At 40.2% G+C, this 17,212-nt stretch carries 17 protein-coding genes; 8 read left to right on the top strand and 9 right to left on the bottom strand.

Annotated features, from left to right (window positions below):
• Nucleotides 1-59 precede the first annotated feature (59 nt).
• Both A9500_RS00750 and folE read right to left on the bottom strand, forming a co-directional pair.
• The gene (locus tag A9500_RS00750) at nt 60-1,235 is read right to left on the bottom strand and encodes a multidrug effflux MFS transporter (protein WP_049370462.1); all 1,176 of its coding nucleotides are present in this window, start codon (nt 1,233-1,235) and stop codon (nt 60-62) included.
• A gap of 110 nt (nt 1,236-1,345) precedes the next feature.
• Nucleotides 1,346-2,002 (bottom strand): GTP cyclohydrolase I FolE, encoded by a 657-nt coding sequence (gene folE, locus A9500_RS00745; protein ID WP_049370463.1) that lies wholly within the window; start codon nt 2,000-2,002, stop codon nt 1,346-1,348.
• 155 nt (nt 2,003-2,157) lie between these two features.
• Here folE and moeA point away from each other — a divergent pair, with 155 nt between their 5' ends.
• The 4 genes from moeA (at nt 2,158) to yedF (ending at nt 5,852) form a co-directional block, all read left to right on the top strand.
• Nucleotides 2,158-3,375, top strand: a complete 1,218-nt coding sequence (gene moeA, locus A9500_RS00740; RefSeq protein ID WP_065243537.1) for a molybdopterin molybdotransferase MoeA — start codon at nt 2,158-2,160, stop codon at nt 3,373-3,375.
• Nucleotides 3,375-4,097 (top strand): molybdopterin-synthase adenylyltransferase MoeB, encoded by a 723-nt coding sequence (moeB, locus tag A9500_RS00735; protein WP_065243536.1) that lies wholly within the window; start codon nt 3,375-3,377, stop codon nt 4,095-4,097. Before moeA ends, moeB begins: the two co-directional genes overlap by 1 nt.
• Before the next feature lie 220 nt (nt 4,098-4,317).
• Complete coding sequence (gene yedE, locus A9500_RS00730) at nt 4,318-5,541, top strand: selenium metabolism membrane protein YedE/FdhT (protein ID WP_065243535.1); 1,224 nt, start codon at nt 4,318-4,320, stop codon at nt 5,539-5,541.
• Between the two features lie 41 nt (nt 5,542-5,582).
• Complete coding sequence (yedF, locus tag A9500_RS00725; protein ID WP_005696304.1) at nt 5,583-5,852, top strand: sulfurtransferase-like selenium metabolism protein YedF; 270 nt, start codon at nt 5,583-5,585, stop codon at nt 5,850-5,852.
• Between the two features lie 101 nt (nt 5,853-5,953).
• On the opposite strand, the gene A9500_RS00720 is transcribed toward yedF, so the two are convergent.
• The 5 genes from A9500_RS00720 to rsmI form a co-directional block, all read right to left on the bottom strand.
• Complete coding sequence (locus tag A9500_RS00720; protein ID WP_065243534.1) at nt 5,954-6,793, bottom strand: hypothetical protein; 840 nt, start codon at nt 6,791-6,793, stop codon at nt 5,954-5,956.
• 119 nt (nt 6,794-6,912) lie between these two features.
• The gene (gene pntB / locus A9500_RS00715; RefSeq protein ID WP_065243533.1) at nt 6,913-8,292 is read right to left on the bottom strand and encodes a Re/Si-specific NAD(P)(+) transhydrogenase subunit beta; all 1,380 of its coding nucleotides are present in this window, start codon (nt 8,290-8,292) and stop codon (nt 6,913-6,915) included.
• A 10-nt stretch (nt 8,293-8,302) separates the two neighbouring features.
• Complete coding sequence (pntA, locus tag A9500_RS00710; RefSeq protein WP_065243532.1) at nt 8,303-9,844, bottom strand: Re/Si-specific NAD(P)(+) transhydrogenase subunit alpha; 1,542 nt, start codon at nt 9,842-9,844, stop codon at nt 8,303-8,305.
• A 308-nt stretch (nt 9,845-10,152) separates the two neighbouring features.
• Complete coding sequence (gene tldD, locus A9500_RS00705; RefSeq protein WP_065243531.1) at nt 10,153-11,601, bottom strand: metalloprotease TldD; 1,449 nt, start codon at nt 11,599-11,601, stop codon at nt 10,153-10,155.
• A gap of 81 nt (nt 11,602-11,682) precedes the next feature.
• On the bottom strand, nt 11,683-12,531 hold the full coding sequence (rsmI, locus tag A9500_RS00700) for a 16S rRNA (cytidine(1402)-2'-O)-methyltransferase (RefSeq protein WP_049368847.1): 849 nt from the start codon (nt 12,529-12,531) through the stop codon (nt 11,683-11,685).
• Nucleotides 12,532-12,600: 69 nt separating this feature from the next.
• Between rsmI and A9500_RS00695 the strand changes: the two genes are divergently transcribed.
• From A9500_RS00695 to dolP, 4 genes are all read left to right on the top strand, one after another.
• On the top strand, nt 12,601-14,322 hold the full coding sequence (locus tag A9500_RS00695) for a penicillin-binding protein activator (protein ID WP_065243530.1): 1,722 nt from the start codon (nt 12,601-12,603) through the stop codon (nt 14,320-14,322).
• A 3-nt stretch (nt 14,323-14,325) separates the two neighbouring features.
• Entirely contained in the window at nt 14,326-14,685 is a 360-nt protein-coding gene (locus tag A9500_RS00690; protein WP_005696312.1) for a YraN family protein, read from the top strand.
• A 12-nt stretch (nt 14,686-14,697) separates the two neighbouring features.
• Nucleotides 14,698-15,282, top strand: coding sequence for an SIS domain-containing protein (locus A9500_RS00685; protein ID WP_065243529.1), 585 nt, complete (start codon nt 14,698-14,700; stop codon nt 15,280-15,282).
• Nucleotides 15,283-15,366: 84 nt separating this feature from the next.
• The gene (gene dolP, locus A9500_RS00680) at nt 15,367-15,948 is read left to right on the top strand and encodes a division/outer membrane stress-associated lipid-binding lipoprotein (RefSeq protein ID WP_065243528.1); all 582 of its coding nucleotides are present in this window, start codon (nt 15,367-15,369) and stop codon (nt 15,946-15,948) included.
• A 52-nt stretch (nt 15,949-16,000) separates the two neighbouring features.
• On the opposite strand, the gene A9500_RS00675 is transcribed toward dolP, so the two are convergent.
• Together A9500_RS00675 and A9500_RS00670 are read right to left on the bottom strand one after the other, a co-directional pair.
• Complete coding sequence (locus A9500_RS00675; protein ID WP_179854540.1) at nt 16,001-16,807, bottom strand: IS3 family transposase; 807 nt, start codon at nt 16,805-16,807, stop codon at nt 16,001-16,003.
• Nucleotides 16,804-17,178, bottom strand: a complete 375-nt coding sequence (locus tag A9500_RS00670) for a transposase (RefSeq protein WP_065243527.1) — start codon at nt 17,176-17,178, stop codon at nt 16,804-16,806. The genes A9500_RS00675 and A9500_RS00670 overlap by 4 nt, the downstream gene beginning before the upstream one ends.
• Between the last annotated feature and the right edge of the window lie 34 nt (nt 17,179-17,212).

The raw sequence follows: 17,212 nt of genomic DNA, 5'->3' as shown, positions 1-17,212 counted from the left end.
CAAATGGATGTTCGCCTTTTTCTTTTTTAAAACACCGTAAAAAATGACCGCACTTTTCACTACTCTGCTGAAGTTGGGATTTTATGACGAATCGACCAATAGATAGCGAGTCCCAATACCCCACAAGCTAAAATCACTAAAGCGGTTGAATAGAAAATATTGCCGATACCCACCAGTGGAGAGACGATGCCGCCTAAAAAGAAGGGGGCAAAACCTAATAATGCAGAAGCACTGCCCGCATATTGACGTTCACTTTCCATCGCTAAAGTAGAAATCGCAGGGAAAGTAATGCCCATTAATAACAACATAGCAAAAAAACCGATTTCAACAAATAACCAGTGCGGCTGAATAATTAATACGGCAATGGTATAAAGTGCAGCAACCACAAAAGCCAATACGCCAATTGCTAAAGCCTGACGATTTGGCAATTTACCACCAATATTTGCCCCGATGACTAACGCAGCACCATTGGCCCCAAAACATAAACTAAAGATAAATGCACTTAATCCATAGAAACTTTGTAAAATAAATGGTGAAGCAGCAATATAAGCAAACATTGCGCCAAGTAAAAAGCTTTCAATACCAACATAACTCATAAATAAACGGTTTTTGATAATCACACCAAAGGTTGAGAATGTGGCAAATATTGAACCTTGTAAGCGATTTTCGATGCTTAAGCTTTCTTTTAAACGGAAGCAGAAAAGCAAAACAATCACCCCAATCAAAGCAAGGAAAACAAATACCCCTTTCCAGCTAATGTATTCCAACAATAAACTACCAAGAATTGGCGAAATAATTGGTGCGATCCCATTAATTGTCATTAATAAACCAAAGAAACGTGTCATTTCACGCCCTCGATAAAGATCCGTTGCGACAGCACGAGAAATAACCACACTTCCTGCCGAAGAAAGTCCTTGAATCACTCGCAAGACAATCATCGATTCAATATTCGGTGCATAAACGATTAAGACTGTGCTGATAATATAAATAACTAATGAAATAATAAGCGGAATTTTTCGCCCAAATTTATCACTGAGCGGCCCAAGAAGTAATTGCCCTACTGCTAAACCAATCATAGCGGTAGTGAGCGTAAGTTGCGTCATTGAGGCGCTTGTTTCAAAAAAACTCGCGAGTTGTGGCAGTGAAGGTAAATAAAGATCCACCACAAATGGGCCAAAGGCTGAAAGGACACCGAGTAATAAAACAAGAAACAATTTTGAATTGGCTTTTATCATGAGAATCCTCAATAAAAATCAAAATAGAAATAAAAAAATGAAAGGGGCTAATTTTACTTATATTCGCACAATAAATAAACAAAAAAGCACCGAATCCTCAGTGCTTTTTGTTATTTCTGAATGGAAGATAAAAATTCCTTTCGAGTTTCGCGATCTTCTAAAAAGACCCCGCCATAGGCTGATGTCACAGTATAACTATGAGTATCTTTTACCCCGCGCGCTTTCACACAGAAATGTGTCGCTTTCACATAAACTGCCACATCATCGGTTTCTAAAATGGTTTGAAATGCCGTTAAAAGCTGTTCGGTTAAACGCTCTTGTACTTGTGGACGTTGCGCAAAAAACGCCACAATGCGATTGATTTTAGACAAGCCAATCACCCAATCTTTTGGATAATATGCCACAGCAACATTGCCATCAATCGTCACAAAATGATGTTCGCAAGTACTGGTTAAGGTGATGTCATTCACTTGCACCATTTCGCTCACTTTCATTTGGTTTTTGATTTTTGTCATTTTCGGGAAATTGGCATAATCCATTCCACTGAAAATTTCATCAATAAACATTTTAGCTAAGCGATTTGGTGTTTCTTCTAGGCTATCATCACGTAGATCTAACCCAATCAATTTCATCACTTCACGCATATGCGAAGCAATCGCCACACGGCGCTCATCTTTACATTGAGTCGGATCAATCATTGGTGTTTCGATGCCTTTGGCAACCAAGGCTCGGCGGACATTTTCCGCATCAGGTGAAATCGCGTTCATTCACTTTCCATTTATAAAAAAATAATGCGGCATTTTAGCAAAAGATGAATTATTCGTAAAATGCGAAAAATCACCCTAATTTATTAATTTCCTTCATATTGTATTTCGGGCTACAATATATCCACTTTTATTTCGCTCAACCCAAAGGATTGATTATGTTGCCACTTGAAGATGCCTTGGCGCAAATGCTCAACCAACTTCCCTTCCCAACAAAAACTGAAACTCTGGCTTTAACTGAAGCCGCTGATCGTGTGTGTGCGGAAGATGTAATTTCTCCGATTAATGTACCGTCTTTTGATAACTCCGCGATGGATGGCTATGCAGTTCGTTTAGCCGATTTACAGCAATCTATGACACTTTCTGTCGCAGGAAAATCTTTTGCGGGTAATCCATTTCAAGGGGAATGGGTAGCACAAAGTGCGGTCAGAATTATGACGGGTGCGATGATTCCTGAAGGTGCCGATGCGGTGGTCATGCAAGAAGAGGTCACCGTCAATGAAGATGGTACAGTTACCTTTGCGGCATTACCTAAAGCCAATCAGAATATTCGTCGCATTGGTGAAGATGTGAAAAAAGGTGATGTGGTCTTACATCAAGGCGATGAGTTAAATACCGTTTCTTTACCTTTGCTCGCCTCATTAGGTATCGCTGAAGTCAAAGCTTACCCACGTTTAAAAGTGGCCGTGCTTTCAACCGGTGATGAATTAGTCCCCGTCGGTCAACCGTTACAAGCAGGACAAATTTACGACACTAATCGTTTCACCGTGAAGTTAATGCTAGAAAAATTAAATTGTGATGTGCTTGATTTCGGTATTCTGCCGGATAACCAAGCGGAATTTGAAGCGGCTTTTGTGAAAGCACAAGCGCAAGCAGATCTGGTTATCACAAGCGGTGGCGTTTCAGTGGGTGAAGCTGACTTCACGAAAACTGTGTTAGAAAAAGTCGGTCAGGTGAATTTCTGGAAAATTGCGATGAAACCCGGCAAACCATTTGCATTTGGTAAATTAGAAAATGCTTGGTTCTGCGGTTTACCCGGCAATCCGGTCTCTGCATTAGTGACATTCTATCAATTGGTTCAACCGGCTATCGCTAAATTAAGCGGTAAAAAACACCCGAAAAAACAACCGCACTTTCAAGCGATTGCCCAAACTAATTTGAAAAAAGCGCCTGGCCGTTTAGATTTCCAACGTGGTTTCTATCAAATTAATGAAAATGGTCAACTTGAAGTGCATCCAGTGGGTTTCCAAGGCTCGCATTTATTCAGTTCTTTTGTGAAAAGTAACTGTTTTATTCGCCTTGAAAAAGATCTTGGCAATGTGGCTGCAGGCGAAATTGTCACCATTGAACCCTTTAATCACCTATTGGGGCAATAATGGCTGAATTAAGCTACGAAGAAGAACTGCGTTATAACCGCCAAATTATTTTAAAAGCGGTCGATTTTGACGGACAAGAAAAACTCAAAGACAGCCGCATGTTAATTATCGGCTTGGGCGGTTTAGGTTGTGCTGCAAGTCAATATCTTGCAGCCGCTGGCGTGGGTCATTTAACCTTATTGGATTTTGACACTGTATCGCTTTCTAATTTGCAACGTCAGGTGTTACATACTGATAGCCGATTAAATATGCCTAAAGTGGAATCAGCAAAAATTGCGTTACAACAGATTAATCCTCACGTAGAAATTGAAACCATCAATGCACAACTTTCCGAAGAAAAACTCGCGGAAATCATACCGCACTTTGATGTGATATTAGATTGTACCGATAACGTGGATATTCGTAATGCGCTCGATCGTGGTTGTGAGAAAGCGAAGATCCCGCTAATTTCAGGTGCGGCGATCCGTTTAGAAGGGCAAGTTTCTGTCTTTACTTATGAACCCAATACTCCAACCTATCGCCAACTTAGCCAGCTCTTTGGGCAAAATGTTTTAAGTTGTGTTGAGGCGGGCGTACTAGCCCCAATTGTGGGTGTCGTAGGCTCTATTCAAGCCTTAGAAGCCATTAAAGTGCGGTTAAAAATCGGTTCAAATTTATGTGGACGTTTGTTGTTAATCGATGGATTAACCATGCGTATCCGAGAAATGAAATTACCCGTCTAATAGTTGGACAGACATCAAGTCTGTCCTTCTCTCAAATTACCTACAAATAATTATCCCTCCCCTCGTGCATTAACAAAAAACAAATGCTATTATCTTGCTCGACAATTCATTTGTCTTATATCGCAAGTTTTGTGTATAGGAAAATGGCAGACACTTCAAAATATCTTCATTTTATACCTCACTTGCAAATCATCATTTCAATTTAAGGATTTATTCACTAATGAAAGAGATTTTGCAGCAATTCAAACAAAATTATCTGATCAAATACTGGAATCCTGTCGCTGCAGTTATTGCTGCCGGACTCATTTCAGCTTATTACTTTGGGGTAACTGGCACTTATTGGGCGGTTACCGGGGAATTTACCCGTTGGGGTGGACATGCTTTACAAGCGCTAGGCGTCGATGTATCCGACTGGAGCTATTATAAAATTATCGGCATGCAAGGCACAATCTTCACCCGTATTGATGGTGTAATGATCTTAGGTATGTTCGCCGGTTGTATTTCTGCTGCACTTTGGGCAAATAATGTGAAATGGCGTAACCAGCCGCACAAACGCCGTATTGTTCAAGCTCTCATTGGTGGTGCATTAGCCGGTTTCGGCGCTCGTTTAGCAATGGGCTGTAACCTTGCCTCTCTCTTCACGGGTATTCCACAATTTTCGGTTCATGCTTGGTTCTTTACTATTGCGACTGCTGTAGGTACTTATGCCGGGGTAAAAGTCACCTTACTGCCGATATTCCGTGTGAAATTAGAATTGAAAAAAGGCGCGGCAAAATTACAAGAAACTGACCCGAAACAAGCTAATCGTCGTTTCTGGATTGGTATGGTGATCTTTTTTGCTTACCTAATTGCTTCACTTTATGTGATGACAAACTCCGTCAAACTGGGTTTTGCGATGCTTTGTGGTTTAGCATTTGGCTTATTAATTGAACGTGCTCAAATCTGCTTTACCTCTGCCTTCCGTGATTTATGGGTAACGGGCCGTGCTTATATGGCAAAAGCCATCATCTTCGGTATTATCGTGGGTACGCTTGGCGTATTTAGCTACATTCAATTAGGCGTACCAGCCAAAATCATGTGGGCGGGTCCAAATGCCATTATCGGTGGTTTATTATTTGGCTTCGGTATTGTATTAGCAGGCGGATGTGAAACCGGTTGGATGTATCGCTCAATGGAAGGTCAAGTTCACTTTATGTGGGTAGGCGTGGGTAATGTTGTTGGTTCAACCTATTTAGCCTACGCCTGGGACGATCTTGCCCCTGTACTTGCGTTAGATTACGAAAAACTTAACTTATTGAAATCCTTTGGCCCAGTTGGCGGTTTATTAGTAAATTACGGCTTGCTTATTCTCTGCTTAATCGCTGTTGTTTGGTGGGAACACCACTTCTTGAAAAAAGCCAAAGCAAAAATCGCTGCAGCAAATCCACAAGCTTGTGGTTGCTAATTAAATATTAACGAATTCATTCAAAAAAAGAGGACATTATTATGGCATTTACCGTTGTTCAAAAATTAGATAAAGATCCAAAAGACATCACCCCAGATTATACGTTAGATACGCTAGGTGAACCTTGCCCGTATCCAGCGATCGTGATGCTCGAAACTATGCCACAATTACAAAAAGGCGAAATTTTAGAGCTATTAAGTGACTGTGCCCAATCCATCAACAACATTCCTGTTGATACTAAAAACCACGGTTACACACTATTAAGCGTGGAACAAGATGGCACTAAATTACGCTATTTGATTCAACGTTAATGTAAAAAGTGCGGTCAATTTTGACCGCACTTTTATATTTTTTAGCAAGACACATCTGATAAAAAACAACTCCATTTTACTATCAGCGCTTACATTGAATCCTATTCATAATACTCATATTGATAAGTCTTTTTGGTTTTCCATACACCATCTTTGTTATAGATTATCTCTTCAATAACATTGCCATGTTTATCAAATTGGTATGATACGGTTATCCAGTTGATGCGTTTTCCAACGCTAAAAATTTCACTTTTTAATAAGCGATGATTTTTATCAAAATAATTTTTCACACTATTGATAAAAACGTTTAAAGATTCGGTAAATGAACCATCATTTTCGTAATGATAAGTATCGCAATCTCTTTCTACATTATCTTCAATACGACATATTTTGCTCAGTTTACCATTCTCATAATCGTATTTTTTTATATCGGACGTTGTTTTATTCTCTACATCATACTCTTGAGTTTTGAGCAAAGTACCCGCTTTATCATAAAAATGTTCTTTATATGATGATGAAAAATCTGGTGTGTCCTTATATTCCACAAACTGCACCACACCACTACCATCCTGATTTTCTAAATAACGATAAAATTTACTAAAGGTTTTTAGCTCTGGGTTAGTTTCAGTCACATTATCATCTTGAATTTCTAATAATCGATTCTGATCATCATACTTATAGTAACGAATTGTGATCTTTTCTTTATCAAAAAGAACGCCCTGTTCCTTTTCTTTTATCAAAAAGCCTTGTTCGTTATAAAAGCTATCTAGATAACTTACTGTCCCATTATCGGGCAAGGCTGAATTACCTTCTTCCTTAGATTTAATCGACTTAACTTTTCCTTGCAAATGATGTTTTGTCCAGTCATTCTCAATTGGAAATAATGCGAAAGCAGAAGTTGAAAAAGAAAAAAATAATAAGAAAAATAAGGATTTATTCATAAAATTCTCTTTAAAAATAAAATATTGAATTATTCTAAATAATTACAAGAAAAATTCAATCGATAAAAAACCGCACTTTAATCTCTCAAAGTGCGGTCAGTTTTACTTCAGTTTTTTGCTTATTTGTTTAATGCTGTAAGAATGTCATCAACACGTTCTTTTGCATCACCAAAGAGCATTTGAGTGTTTTCTTTGAAGAATAATGGATTTTGAACGCCTGCATATCCCACCGCCATAGAGCGTTTGAATACGATAACGTTTTGTGCTTTCCATACTTCTAACACCGGCATACCTGCGATTGGGCTGTTTGGATCTTCCATTGCCGCTGGGTTTACGGTGTCGTTTGCACCGATAACCAATACCACATCGGTATCCGCGAAATCATCATTGATTTCATCCATTTCAAGCACGATGTCATAAGGCACTTTCGCTTCCGCTAAAAGCACGTTCATATGACCCGGTAAACGACCTGCAACAGGGTGAATACCAAAACGCACGTTAATGCCACGTTCACGCAATTTCGCCGTAATTTCTGCGACTGGATATTGCGCTTGTGCTACCGCCATACCGTATCCTGGTGTGATGATCACAGAGCTTGCATTTTTGAGTAATTCAGCCACTTCTTCTGCGGTTGTTTCACGGTATTCGCCTTGTTCTTCATCAGAAGATACTTGAACATAATTACCAAAACCACCAGCGATAACACTGATAAATGAGCGGTTCATCGCTTTACACATAATGTAAGAAAGAATCGCACCAGAAGAACCCACTAATGCACCAGTGACGATAAGCAAGTCATTGCTTAGCATGAAACCTGCTGCAGCCGCTGCCCAACCAGAGTATGAGTTAAGCATTGAAACCACAACCGGCATATCCGCACCACCGATAGATGCCACTAAGTGCCAGCCGAATGCAAGTGCAATCGCGGTCATGAGTAACACTGGGAAGATATTATCTGGGTTGTTTAAGAAAGCGACCATCAATAAAGCCGAAACTACTAACGCCGCTAAATTTAATTTATGGCGATGTGGCAACATTAATGCTTTTGAATTGATTTTGCCGCTTAATTTACCGAATGCTACGATAGAACCCGTGAATGTTACCGCACCGATGAAGATCCCTAAGAATACTTCAACGTTATGGATATTCATTAACACAGGATCAGTTTCGTGTGTTAAGCCGTAACTGTTAAAGCCTACGAGCACTGCTGCTAAACCTACAAAACTGTGAAGGATCGCAACGAGTTCAGGCATTTCAGTCATTTCAACTTTTAATGCACGTTGAACACCAATCACGCCACCGATGATCATCGCAATAATGATCCATAATGTACCTTCAGATTGTGGGCCGAAAATAGTTGCAACAAGGGCAATTGTCATACCGACAATACCATACCAACAACCGGCTTTTGCCGTTTCATGTTTAGAAAGACCGGCTAAGCTCATAATGAAAAGTAATGCAGCGATAATATAGGCTGCTTGTACTAAACCTTCAGACATCATCTTCTCCTTAACCTTTTCTAAACATCGCCAACATACGTTGGGTTACACGGAAACCACCAAAGATATTGATGCTTGCCACCAAGATTGCCACAAAGGCTAATGCATCAATAAAGAAGTTGCCTGTTGGTTGTCTAATTTGCAGTAATGCACCTACAATGATGATACCTGAAATCGCATTGGTTACCGCCATAAGTGGAGTGTGTAAAGCGTGGCTGACGTTCCAAACCACGTAGTAACCAACTACACAAGCCAATACGAATACGGTGAAGTGAGAAAGGAATGCCGCTGGCGCCACAGACGCAAGCCAGAGGAATAACACTCCCACACCTGCCATCACACCGTATTTGATGCGAGGATCCGCTGGTTTTTCTTCCTCTTTTTTAACCGCACTTTGTGCCGCTTTCGCTTCTTGTTTTGGTTGTGCTGACACTTGGATTTGCGCTGGTGGAATTTCTTCACCATCACGTACCACAGTCACACCGCGTAATACCACATCTTCAAAATCGATATTGATATTACCGTCTTTTTCTTTACAAAGTAGTTTTAATAAATTAACTAAGTTTGTACCGTAAAGTTGGGAAGATTGTGTTGGTAAACGACTTGGGAAATCGGTATAACCAATGATTTTTACTTGGTTTTCAGTGGTGACGACTTTTCCTGCTTCAGTGTAAGCACAGTTACCACCAGTTGCAGCCGCTAAGTCCACTACCACAGAACCTGGTTTCATGGAATCAACCATTTCTTTTGTGATTAAGCGAGGTGCAGGTTTACCCGGAATCGCTGCAGTGGTAATAATGATATCCACTTCTTTGGCTTGTTCCGCATAAAGCTCCATCGCACGACGGTTAAATTCTTCTGACATCACTTTCGCGTAACCATCGCCACTACCGCCTTCTTCTTTGAAATCAATTTCTAAGAAAGACGCGCCCATACTTTGTACTTGTTCTTTTACTTCAGGACGAGAGTCAAAAGCACGTACAATCGCACCAAGGCTATTCGCTGCACCAATCGCCGCTAGACCTGCAACACCCGCACCAATGACTAACACTTTTGCCGGTGGCACTTTACCTGCGGCGGTAATTTGTCCAGTGAAGAAACTACCAAATTCATGAGCTGCTTCAATCACCGCACGATAACCAGAAATATTCGCCATAGAGCTTAATGCATCAAGCGCTTGCGCACGGGAAATACGTGGCACAGAATCCATCGCTAATACATTAATTTTTTTCGACGTGAGTTTTTTCATTAAATCCGGATTTTGTGCGCGCCAAATGAAGCTCACAAGTGTTGCACCTTCCTTCATTTGATCAATTTCTGCATCCGTTGGTGGATTCACTTTAAAAATCACATCCGAATGCCACACTTCTGAACTTGAGCCAATTTTTGCGCCGACGTCGATAAATGCTTGGTCTTCAAAACTTGCTTTGAATCCCGCATCGTGTTCTACGATGACGTCAAAGCCCAGTTTTAAGATCTGCTGAACCGTTTTTGGCGTCGCCGCCACACGATTTTCACTCTCAAGCAGTTCTCTAGGTACACCAATTAACATAAATGTTTCCCTCTGGTTGATGAAATTTCAGACAAACTCACGCCTGTCCCTGTCTCTTAAATGACAAAAAGTCATGCGACGATAAATGTATCACTTATTAAGGTTATTTGGGGAATTTTTTTAACTGGTTTTACAAGATATTGTGATAGGGATCATAAAAGAATCGAGATAAACGCGCATGGTGTTTAACTTTTAGCCTAACGCAATGATTATTCATCAGAAACTGACTAATCAAAAATAGATGAAAAACGGACCGCACTTAGATACGAAGGAAATAAAAAGCCCGATATGATTATCGGGCTGTATGTTTAATTGGTTCCACCAACAGTGATTTCATCTATTTTCAAGGCTGGCTGACCAACGCCGACCGGCACGCTTTGGCCATCTTTGCCGCATACACCAATACCAAGATCTAAGTCTGTTTTATCGGCCACCATAGAAACCTTTTGCATCACATCGATACCACTACCGATTAATGTAGCCCCTTTAACCGGTTTGGTAATTTTGCCTTTTTCAATAAGATAAGCTTCAGATGTCGAGAACACAAATTTACCTGAGGTAATATCCACTTGCCCACCACCAAAGTGCGGTGCATAAATACCGCGATCCACAGAGGCTACTAAATCTTCAAATTTGCTTTGACCTGCCAACATATAGGTATTCGTCATTCGTGGCATTGGCAAATGTGCATAAGATTCACGGCGACCATTCCCTGTTGGTTTCACGCCCATTAATCGCGCATTGAGTTTATCTTGCATGTAGCCTTGCAAAATCCCGTCTTTGATTAAAACGTTGCACTGACTTGGCACGCCTTCATCATCAATGGTTAAAGAACCACGGCGGTTTTGTAATGTACCGTCATCCACAATCGTACATAATGGTGACGTCACTAACTCACCAATTTTACCCGTAAATAAGGAACTTTCTTTGCGATTGAAATCCCCTTCCAAACCATGTCCCACTGCTTCATGAAGCAATACGCCAGGCCAACCAGCCCCTAATACCACAGGCATTAATCCTGCTGGCGCAGCGACCGCACTTAAATTCACAAGGGCTTGACGAACCGCTTCTTTGGCAAAATTAACGGCACGAATGTCCCCATTTACCACTTCAAAAAACCAATCTAAGCCAAAGCGTCCACCTGAACCGCAACTACCACGCTCACGTTTGCCATCTTCTTCCACGAGAACAGAAATGGATAAACGCACAAGTGGACGAATATCTGCAGCAAGTGTGCCATCTGTTGCGACTACTAACACTTCCTCATAAATCGAACTTAATGCTGCAGAAACATGTGTAACACGAGGATCTTCAGATCGTGCAGTACAATCCACGAGATGTAATAACTCGATCTTTTTCTCTTTACTTAAACTTTCTAACGGATTAATTGCTGCATAACGCTGAACCGCATTCACTGCATTAAATGCTTGAGGCGAAATTAAATTGCCTTCTTTAATTTGTGCAATACCTTTTACGGCCTCTGCACATTGTTGTAATGACGCTAAGTTAATTTGATCGGAATACGCAAAGCCTGTTTTCTCACCAGAAACAGCGCGTACACCAACACCGCGATCAATATGAAAGCCACCTTCTTTAATAATGCTGTCTTCTAATACCCAGCTTTCATCTTGGCTTAATTGAAAATAAAGATCCGCATAATCAATATGACGATGCGACATCACATCAAAAATATTAAGCAATGATTGATGCGATAAATTGCTTGGTGCAAGTAAGGTATCTGAAACCTGTTTTAACATTTGTTCTCCGAAATTTATAAAAATTAATTCTGCCAAATCTCCCCTAGCCCCTTTTTGCTAAAGAGGGAGATAGTTTTTTGACTAATCTAAATTATCCAATCCAAATTGGTATAAGGCATTTTTCTTATAACCATAAAGTTCAGCCACAATTGCCGCGGCTTTTTTTAAAGGTAATTCTTTAGCTATCAAAGTAAGCGCTTTAATTGCTTGTGGTGAAAATTCTTCGCTATCTTCTGATTTGGGTTTGCCTTCCACGATTAACACCATCTCACCTTTCGTGCGATTCGGATCTTCACTTAACCATTGACGAAGATCACTTAATTTATCCCCTGCAATGGTTTCCCACGTTTTCGTAATTTCACGTGCAAGTACAACATAGCGTTCGCCACCTAATACATCTTGCATATCAGCAAGGGTATCTAAAATGCGGTGAGTTGATTCATAGAAGATTAAAGTGCGGTCTTCTTCCGCAACATTTTCTAACTTATCTTTACGCGCCTTGGTTTTGGCTGGTAAAAAACCTTCAAAGCAAAAACGGTCTGATGCAATACCCGATGCGCATAATGCAGTAATCGCTGCGCAAGCACCGGGTAATGGCACCACTTTAATGCCTGCCTCACGACATTGACGCACTAAATGAAAACCCGGATCGCTAATTAAGGGGGTTCCTGCATCTGAAATTAATGCGATATTGGTGCCTTGTTTTAACTTTTCGACCAACACATGAGCTTTTTCTTGTTCATTGTGATCATGCAAGGCGAAAAAAGGCTTTTTGATACCATAATGACTGAGCAATAAACCACTGTGGCGTGTGTCTTCCGCAGCAATTAAATCCACTTGTGAAAAGGTCTCTAAAGCACGTTGTGTAATATCTTGTAAATTCCCGATTGGCGTGGCGACAATATATAAAATTCCGGTTAAATCATTCATTTTTGTTTGCTTTTACATTGTGAGATAAGTAAGATCGACCATTATTGATTTATTCATTATGGAGCGAATATGTCTATTCTATTACAAGGCGGTCGTTTTAAAAAACGTTTAATGCCGATTTTATTGTCTATTGCATTAGTGGGTTGTTCTAACTTATTTGGCAGCAGCTTTACCCAAACATTACAGCGTGATGCCAATGCAAGTTCTGAATTTTATATGAACAAATTAGGACAAGCACAAGATAAAGAAGATCAACAAACTTACAAACTCTTAGCCGCACGTGTATTAATTACTGAAAATAAAGTGCCACAAGCCGAAGAGTTATTAAATGAATTGGTTGACTTAAACGAAGCGCAACAATTAGACCGTACTTTAGTTGAAGCACGTATCGCTGCGGCGAAAGGTGCTAATGAGATGGCTGAAAGTAAGTTACGTGCGCTTGATCTCACGAAATTAAGTCCATCACAAAAATCTCGTTATTACGAAACTTTTGCTCAGACTGCAGAAAATCGTAAAGACGTGATTGAAGCGGTGAAAGCACGCATCAAAATGGATGAAAACTTAACGGATGTACAACGCCGTCAAGATAATGTAGATAAAACTTGGGCTTTATTGCGTTCAGCCAATACAGGTGTCATTAATAATGCATCAGATGAAGGCAGTGTTGCATTAGGTGGCTGGCTCACTTTAATCAAGGCATATAACGATAACATTCGTCAGCCAGTGCAATTAAGCCAAGCATTACAAAGCTGGAAATCGGCTTATCCAAATCATGCAGCTGCAATCTTATTCCCGAAAGAATTACAAAGTATGTTGAATTTCCAACAAACTAATGTGGCACAAATTGGTTTAGTGTTACCTTTAAGTGGTGATGGTCAAATTTTAGGCTCAACCATTCAATCAGGTTTTAATGAAGCAAAAGGCGATTCAACTATTCCAGTGCAAGTGTTTGACTCATCAACTACACCGATTAATAACATTATTGCACAGGCAAAAGCATCGGGTATTAAAGCGTTAGTGGGTCCATTGCTTAAACAAAATGTCGATGCCATCATTGCGAATCCAAGCGCAGTACAAGGCATGGATGTACTCACATTAAATGCAACAGCAAATACTCAAGCAATTAACCAAGTCTGTTATTACGGTTTATCTCCAGAAGATGAAGCAGAGTCTGCTGCAAACAAAATGTGGAAAGATGGTATTCGCAATCCAATTGTTGCCATGCCGCAAAATGATTTAGGACAACGTGTTGGTAATGCTTTCAACGTGCGTTGGCAACGTTTAGCGGGTACAGATGCGAATATTCGCTACTATAACTTACCAGCTGACATTACCTACTTCTTCCAAGGTGCGCCGCAAGATACAAGTGCACTTTATGTCATCTCTTCACCAGATGAATTAGCTGAAATTAAAGGTTATTTAGATACCAGTAATCCGAATGTCCGTATTTATGCAAGCTCTCGTTCTAACGCGGCAAGCAATACACCAGAATACTATGCGAAAATGAATGGCGTCCAATTTAGTGATATACCATTCTTTAAACAAAGCGATTCTTCACAATATCAAAAAGTGGCCAGCTCAACCGGTGGTGAATTCCAATTAATGCGTTTATATGCAATGGGTTCTGATGCATGGTTACTCATCAATCACTTTAATGAATTACGCCAAGTGCCAGGTTACACCTTAAGTGGTTTAACTGGTCAGCTTAGCGCGGATTCAAACTGTGATGTAGATCGCGATATGACATGGTATCAAGTACAAGATGGTAACGTGGTAGCGGTTGCGAACTAATCCATGTTTTCATTAAAACGTCAACAAGGGGCGGGCTTTGAACATCAAGCCCGCCTTTTCTTAGAGTCTAAAGGTCTCAAATTCATCGCCGCAAATCAACATTTCAAATGCGGTGAATTAGATCTCGTTATGCAAGACGGGCAGACCATTGTGTTTGTTGAAGTACGCCAACGCTCCAGCTCAGCATTTGGATCTGCTGTTGAAAGTGTAGATTGGCAAAAGCAACAAAAATGGCTAAATGCCGCAAATTTGTGGCTTGCCAAACGTAACCTAAGCCTCGAAGATGCGGATTGTCGTTTTGATCTTATCGCCTTTGGAAAAACCGCCAGTGATATCCAATGGATTCCTAATTTTCTCGATTAACCTTTTCCGATTATGTTACAAAAAGTTAAAGATATTTATAGCGAAAGTATTCAGATTCAAATCTCTGCTTCAAGCCTATTATCAGAAAATATTGCAACTGCCACACAAATGGTCATGCAATGTTTGTTAAGTGGTCATAAAGTGATTGCCTGTGGCGTCGCTCGCTCTTACGCGAATGCGCAGTTCTTAGTGTCAAATTTGCTTAATCGTTACGATTTTGAGCGTCCTAGCCTGCCATCCGTACAGCTTAGCCTTGAAAGTGCGGTCGGTTCTTCGCTGGTTTTTGATCAACCTATCGATCAACTGTATCAACATCAATTTAACGCTATCGCGAAGCCTGGCGATTTATTGATCGCCTTTGCACCGCTTGGAACAGAAAAAGCGGTACTGAATACGATTGCTAATGCCGTCAACAAAGAAATTCAGGTCATTGCCTTAACCGGTGCAAATAATGATGCGATTCAAGGTGTGTTAGCTGAAGCAGATTTGGAAATCTCTATTCCTGCAACGAAAGAAGCACGTATTTTGGAAAATCATTTATTCGTCATAAATGCACTGTGTGAGCTTGTTGATAGCACACTTTTTCCAAGAGCTTGACATTAAAGGCTTTTCCAACCAAACTATTTCTAAAATTAATTGACTAATTAGTTAACTCACTCATTTATAAAAAGGAGATTAATGATGAAATTAACCCCATTAAAAAAACTCGCCTTCGTACTTGGTGCATCTATTATGTTACAAGGCTGTGTGGCGGCTGTACTTGGCGGTGCAGCAGCAGGTGCTAAAGTCGCAACGGATCCTCGTACAATGGGGACGCAAGTCGATGATGAAACTTTAAAAGTAAAAGTTGAAAATGCATTAGATAAAGATGCACAAATTAAATCGGAAGGTCGTGTCCATGCCGTTTCTTATAGCGGACGTGTATTATTGATTGGTCAAGTGCCGAGTGAAGGCGTGAAAGAAACCGCAACCAGTCTTGCAAAAGGCGTGGACGGTGTGAATGATGTCTATAATGAATTACGTGTGGGCAATAAAATTAACTTTGGTCAAATTACCAAAGACAGTTGGATTACCACACAAATTAAATCAAAACTCTTCGTTGGAGATAATGTAAAAGCCACAGATGTGAAAGTGATCACCGAAAATGGTGAAGTATTCTTACTCGGAAACGTCACTCAATCACAAGGTGACTCAGCGGCAGAAATTGCAAGTAAAGTTACTAGTGTTCAAAAAGTCGTCAAAGCATTTAAATACTTGAATTAATTAAATTTTTAAAATTTAAAGTGATCTGCCCCCCAAAAGTTGGACAGGTTAGTTAACTTAAATATTGAGCTCGGTATTGCACTGGGCTCAATCCTTTTAAACCAAGTTTAATTCGTTTTTGGTTGTAATACACTAAATATTCTTCAATTTCAGCCTGTAATTCAGCAATTGAATGATAAGTTCGAGAGTAAAAGCACTCTGATTTTAATATTGCAAAAAAACTTTCAATCACCGCATTATCGTAGCAATTTCCTCGGCGGCTCATACTTTGAACCGCTTTACCCTCCAACATTTTCACCCATTCCGCCGAGCCATACAATACGCCTTGGTCGCTATGAATAATCGGGCATTCTATCGGTTTAATTCGACTAAGTCCTTGTTCTAACATCTTTTTTACCAATGAAAATTTGGGGCGTGTCGCAAAGCTATAGGCAATAATTTCTCGGTTAGCCAAGTCCATTAACGGTGAAAAATAAAGCTTTTCTTGCCCAACATGAAATTCCGTTGCATCCGTTACCCATTTTTGATTGAGTGCTATCGCTGTAAAATCACGATTCAGCAAATTTGGGGCAATATGCGATGTTTTTCCACGTTTCCCATGTCTTTTTTTGCGTAAAATGGAATGAATACCTAACTCGTTCATTAGCTTTAACACCGTTTTATGGTTCAAATTAAAACCCATTTGGCGTAATTTAAACGTCATGGGGCGATAACCATCTCGTTTTCTGTTCTTTTTATACAGCGATAAGATAGCTTCTTTAGCTTCGTGATAATTTCGCTTAATCTCTTTATAGTAAAAGCTTGAGCGAGGCATTTTAGCCACACGAAGTAAATCATTTAACGCATGGTCCGGCTTCAATCTTTCAATGATTTTTCTTTTTTCTGTCGTTGTTTTTGACGGTCGAGCGCCTCCAACTCCTTTAGATAAGCGATCTCCGCACGAGCCAAGGCGAGCTCTCGTTGTAACTTTTTAAACGCTTTAGGTGAAAAGTCTGTAGTTTCCGGAGTTTCAATGTCTTTCTTTTTCATCTTTGGCTTCACTATTTTCGGGGGGGGAAGGTTTGTATGAGGCGATTTTACGCCATCAAGCCCTCTTTCCCGAAATGCTTTTAGCCAATAAATGACGAGAGCGTGGGAAATTTTATGAAGTTTAGCCACCTCACGGATACCATAATCCTGTTCGGTGACGAGTTTGATAATTTTCAAACAAAATTGATAAGAATAGGACATAATCTGCACCTCAAAATAGGTGTCCAGATTTTGG

Source organism: Haemophilus sp. CCUG 60358, assembly GCF_001679485.1.
Lineage (GTDB): Bacteria > Pseudomonadota > Gammaproteobacteria > Enterobacterales > Pasteurellaceae > Haemophilus_D.
Note: the sequence above shows the minus strand (reverse complement) of the source record. Positions and strands in the feature narration are given on the sequence as shown.

Coding starts and splice junctions, on each gene's coding strand:
- A9500_RS00750 (WP_049370462.1), bottom strand. CDS start 1,235: ATGATAAAAGCCAATTCAAAATTGTTTCTTGTTTTATTACTCGGTGTC.
- folE (WP_049370463.1), bottom strand. CDS start 2,002: ATGAACGCGATTTCACCTGATGCGGAAAATGTCCGCCGAGCCTTGGTT.
- moeA (WP_065243537.1), top strand. CDS start 2,158: ATGTTGCCACTTGAAGATGCCTTGGCGCAAATGCTCAACCAACTTCCC.
- moeB (WP_065243536.1), top strand. CDS start 3,375: ATGGCTGAATTAAGCTACGAAGAAGAACTGCGTTATAACCGCCAAATT.
- yedE (WP_065243535.1), top strand. CDS start 4,318: ATGAAAGAGATTTTGCAGCAATTCAAACAAAATTATCTGATCAAATAC.
- yedF (WP_005696304.1), top strand. CDS start 5,583: ATGGCATTTACCGTTGTTCAAAAATTAGATAAAGATCCAAAAGACATC.
- A9500_RS00720 (WP_065243534.1), bottom strand. CDS start 6,793: ATGAATAAATCCTTATTTTTCTTATTATTTTTTTCTTTTTCAACTTCT.
- pntB (WP_065243533.1), bottom strand. CDS start 8,292: ATGTCTGAAGGTTTAGTACAAGCAGCCTATATTATCGCTGCATTACTT.
- pntA (WP_065243532.1), bottom strand. CDS start 9,844: ATGTTAATTGGTGTACCTAGAGAACTGCTTGAGAGTGAAAATCGTGTG.
- tldD (WP_065243531.1), bottom strand. CDS start 11,601: ATGTTAAAACAGGTTTCAGATACCTTACTTGCACCAAGCAATTTATCG.
- rsmI (WP_049368847.1), bottom strand. CDS start 12,531: ATGAATGATTTAACCGGAATTTTATATATTGTCGCCACGCCAATCGGG.
- A9500_RS00695 (WP_065243530.1), top strand. CDS start 12,601: ATGTCTATTCTATTACAAGGCGGTCGTTTTAAAAAACGTTTAATGCCG.
- A9500_RS00690 (WP_005696312.1), top strand. CDS start 14,326: ATGTTTTCATTAAAACGTCAACAAGGGGCGGGCTTTGAACATCAAGCC.
- A9500_RS00685 (WP_065243529.1), top strand. CDS start 14,698: ATGTTACAAAAAGTTAAAGATATTTATAGCGAAAGTATTCAGATTCAA.
- dolP (WP_065243528.1), top strand. CDS start 15,367: ATGAAATTAACCCCATTAAAAAAACTCGCCTTCGTACTTGGTGCATCT.
- A9500_RS00670 (WP_065243527.1), bottom strand. CDS start 17,178: ATGTCCTATTCTTATCAATTTTGTTTGAAAATTATCAAACTCGTCACC.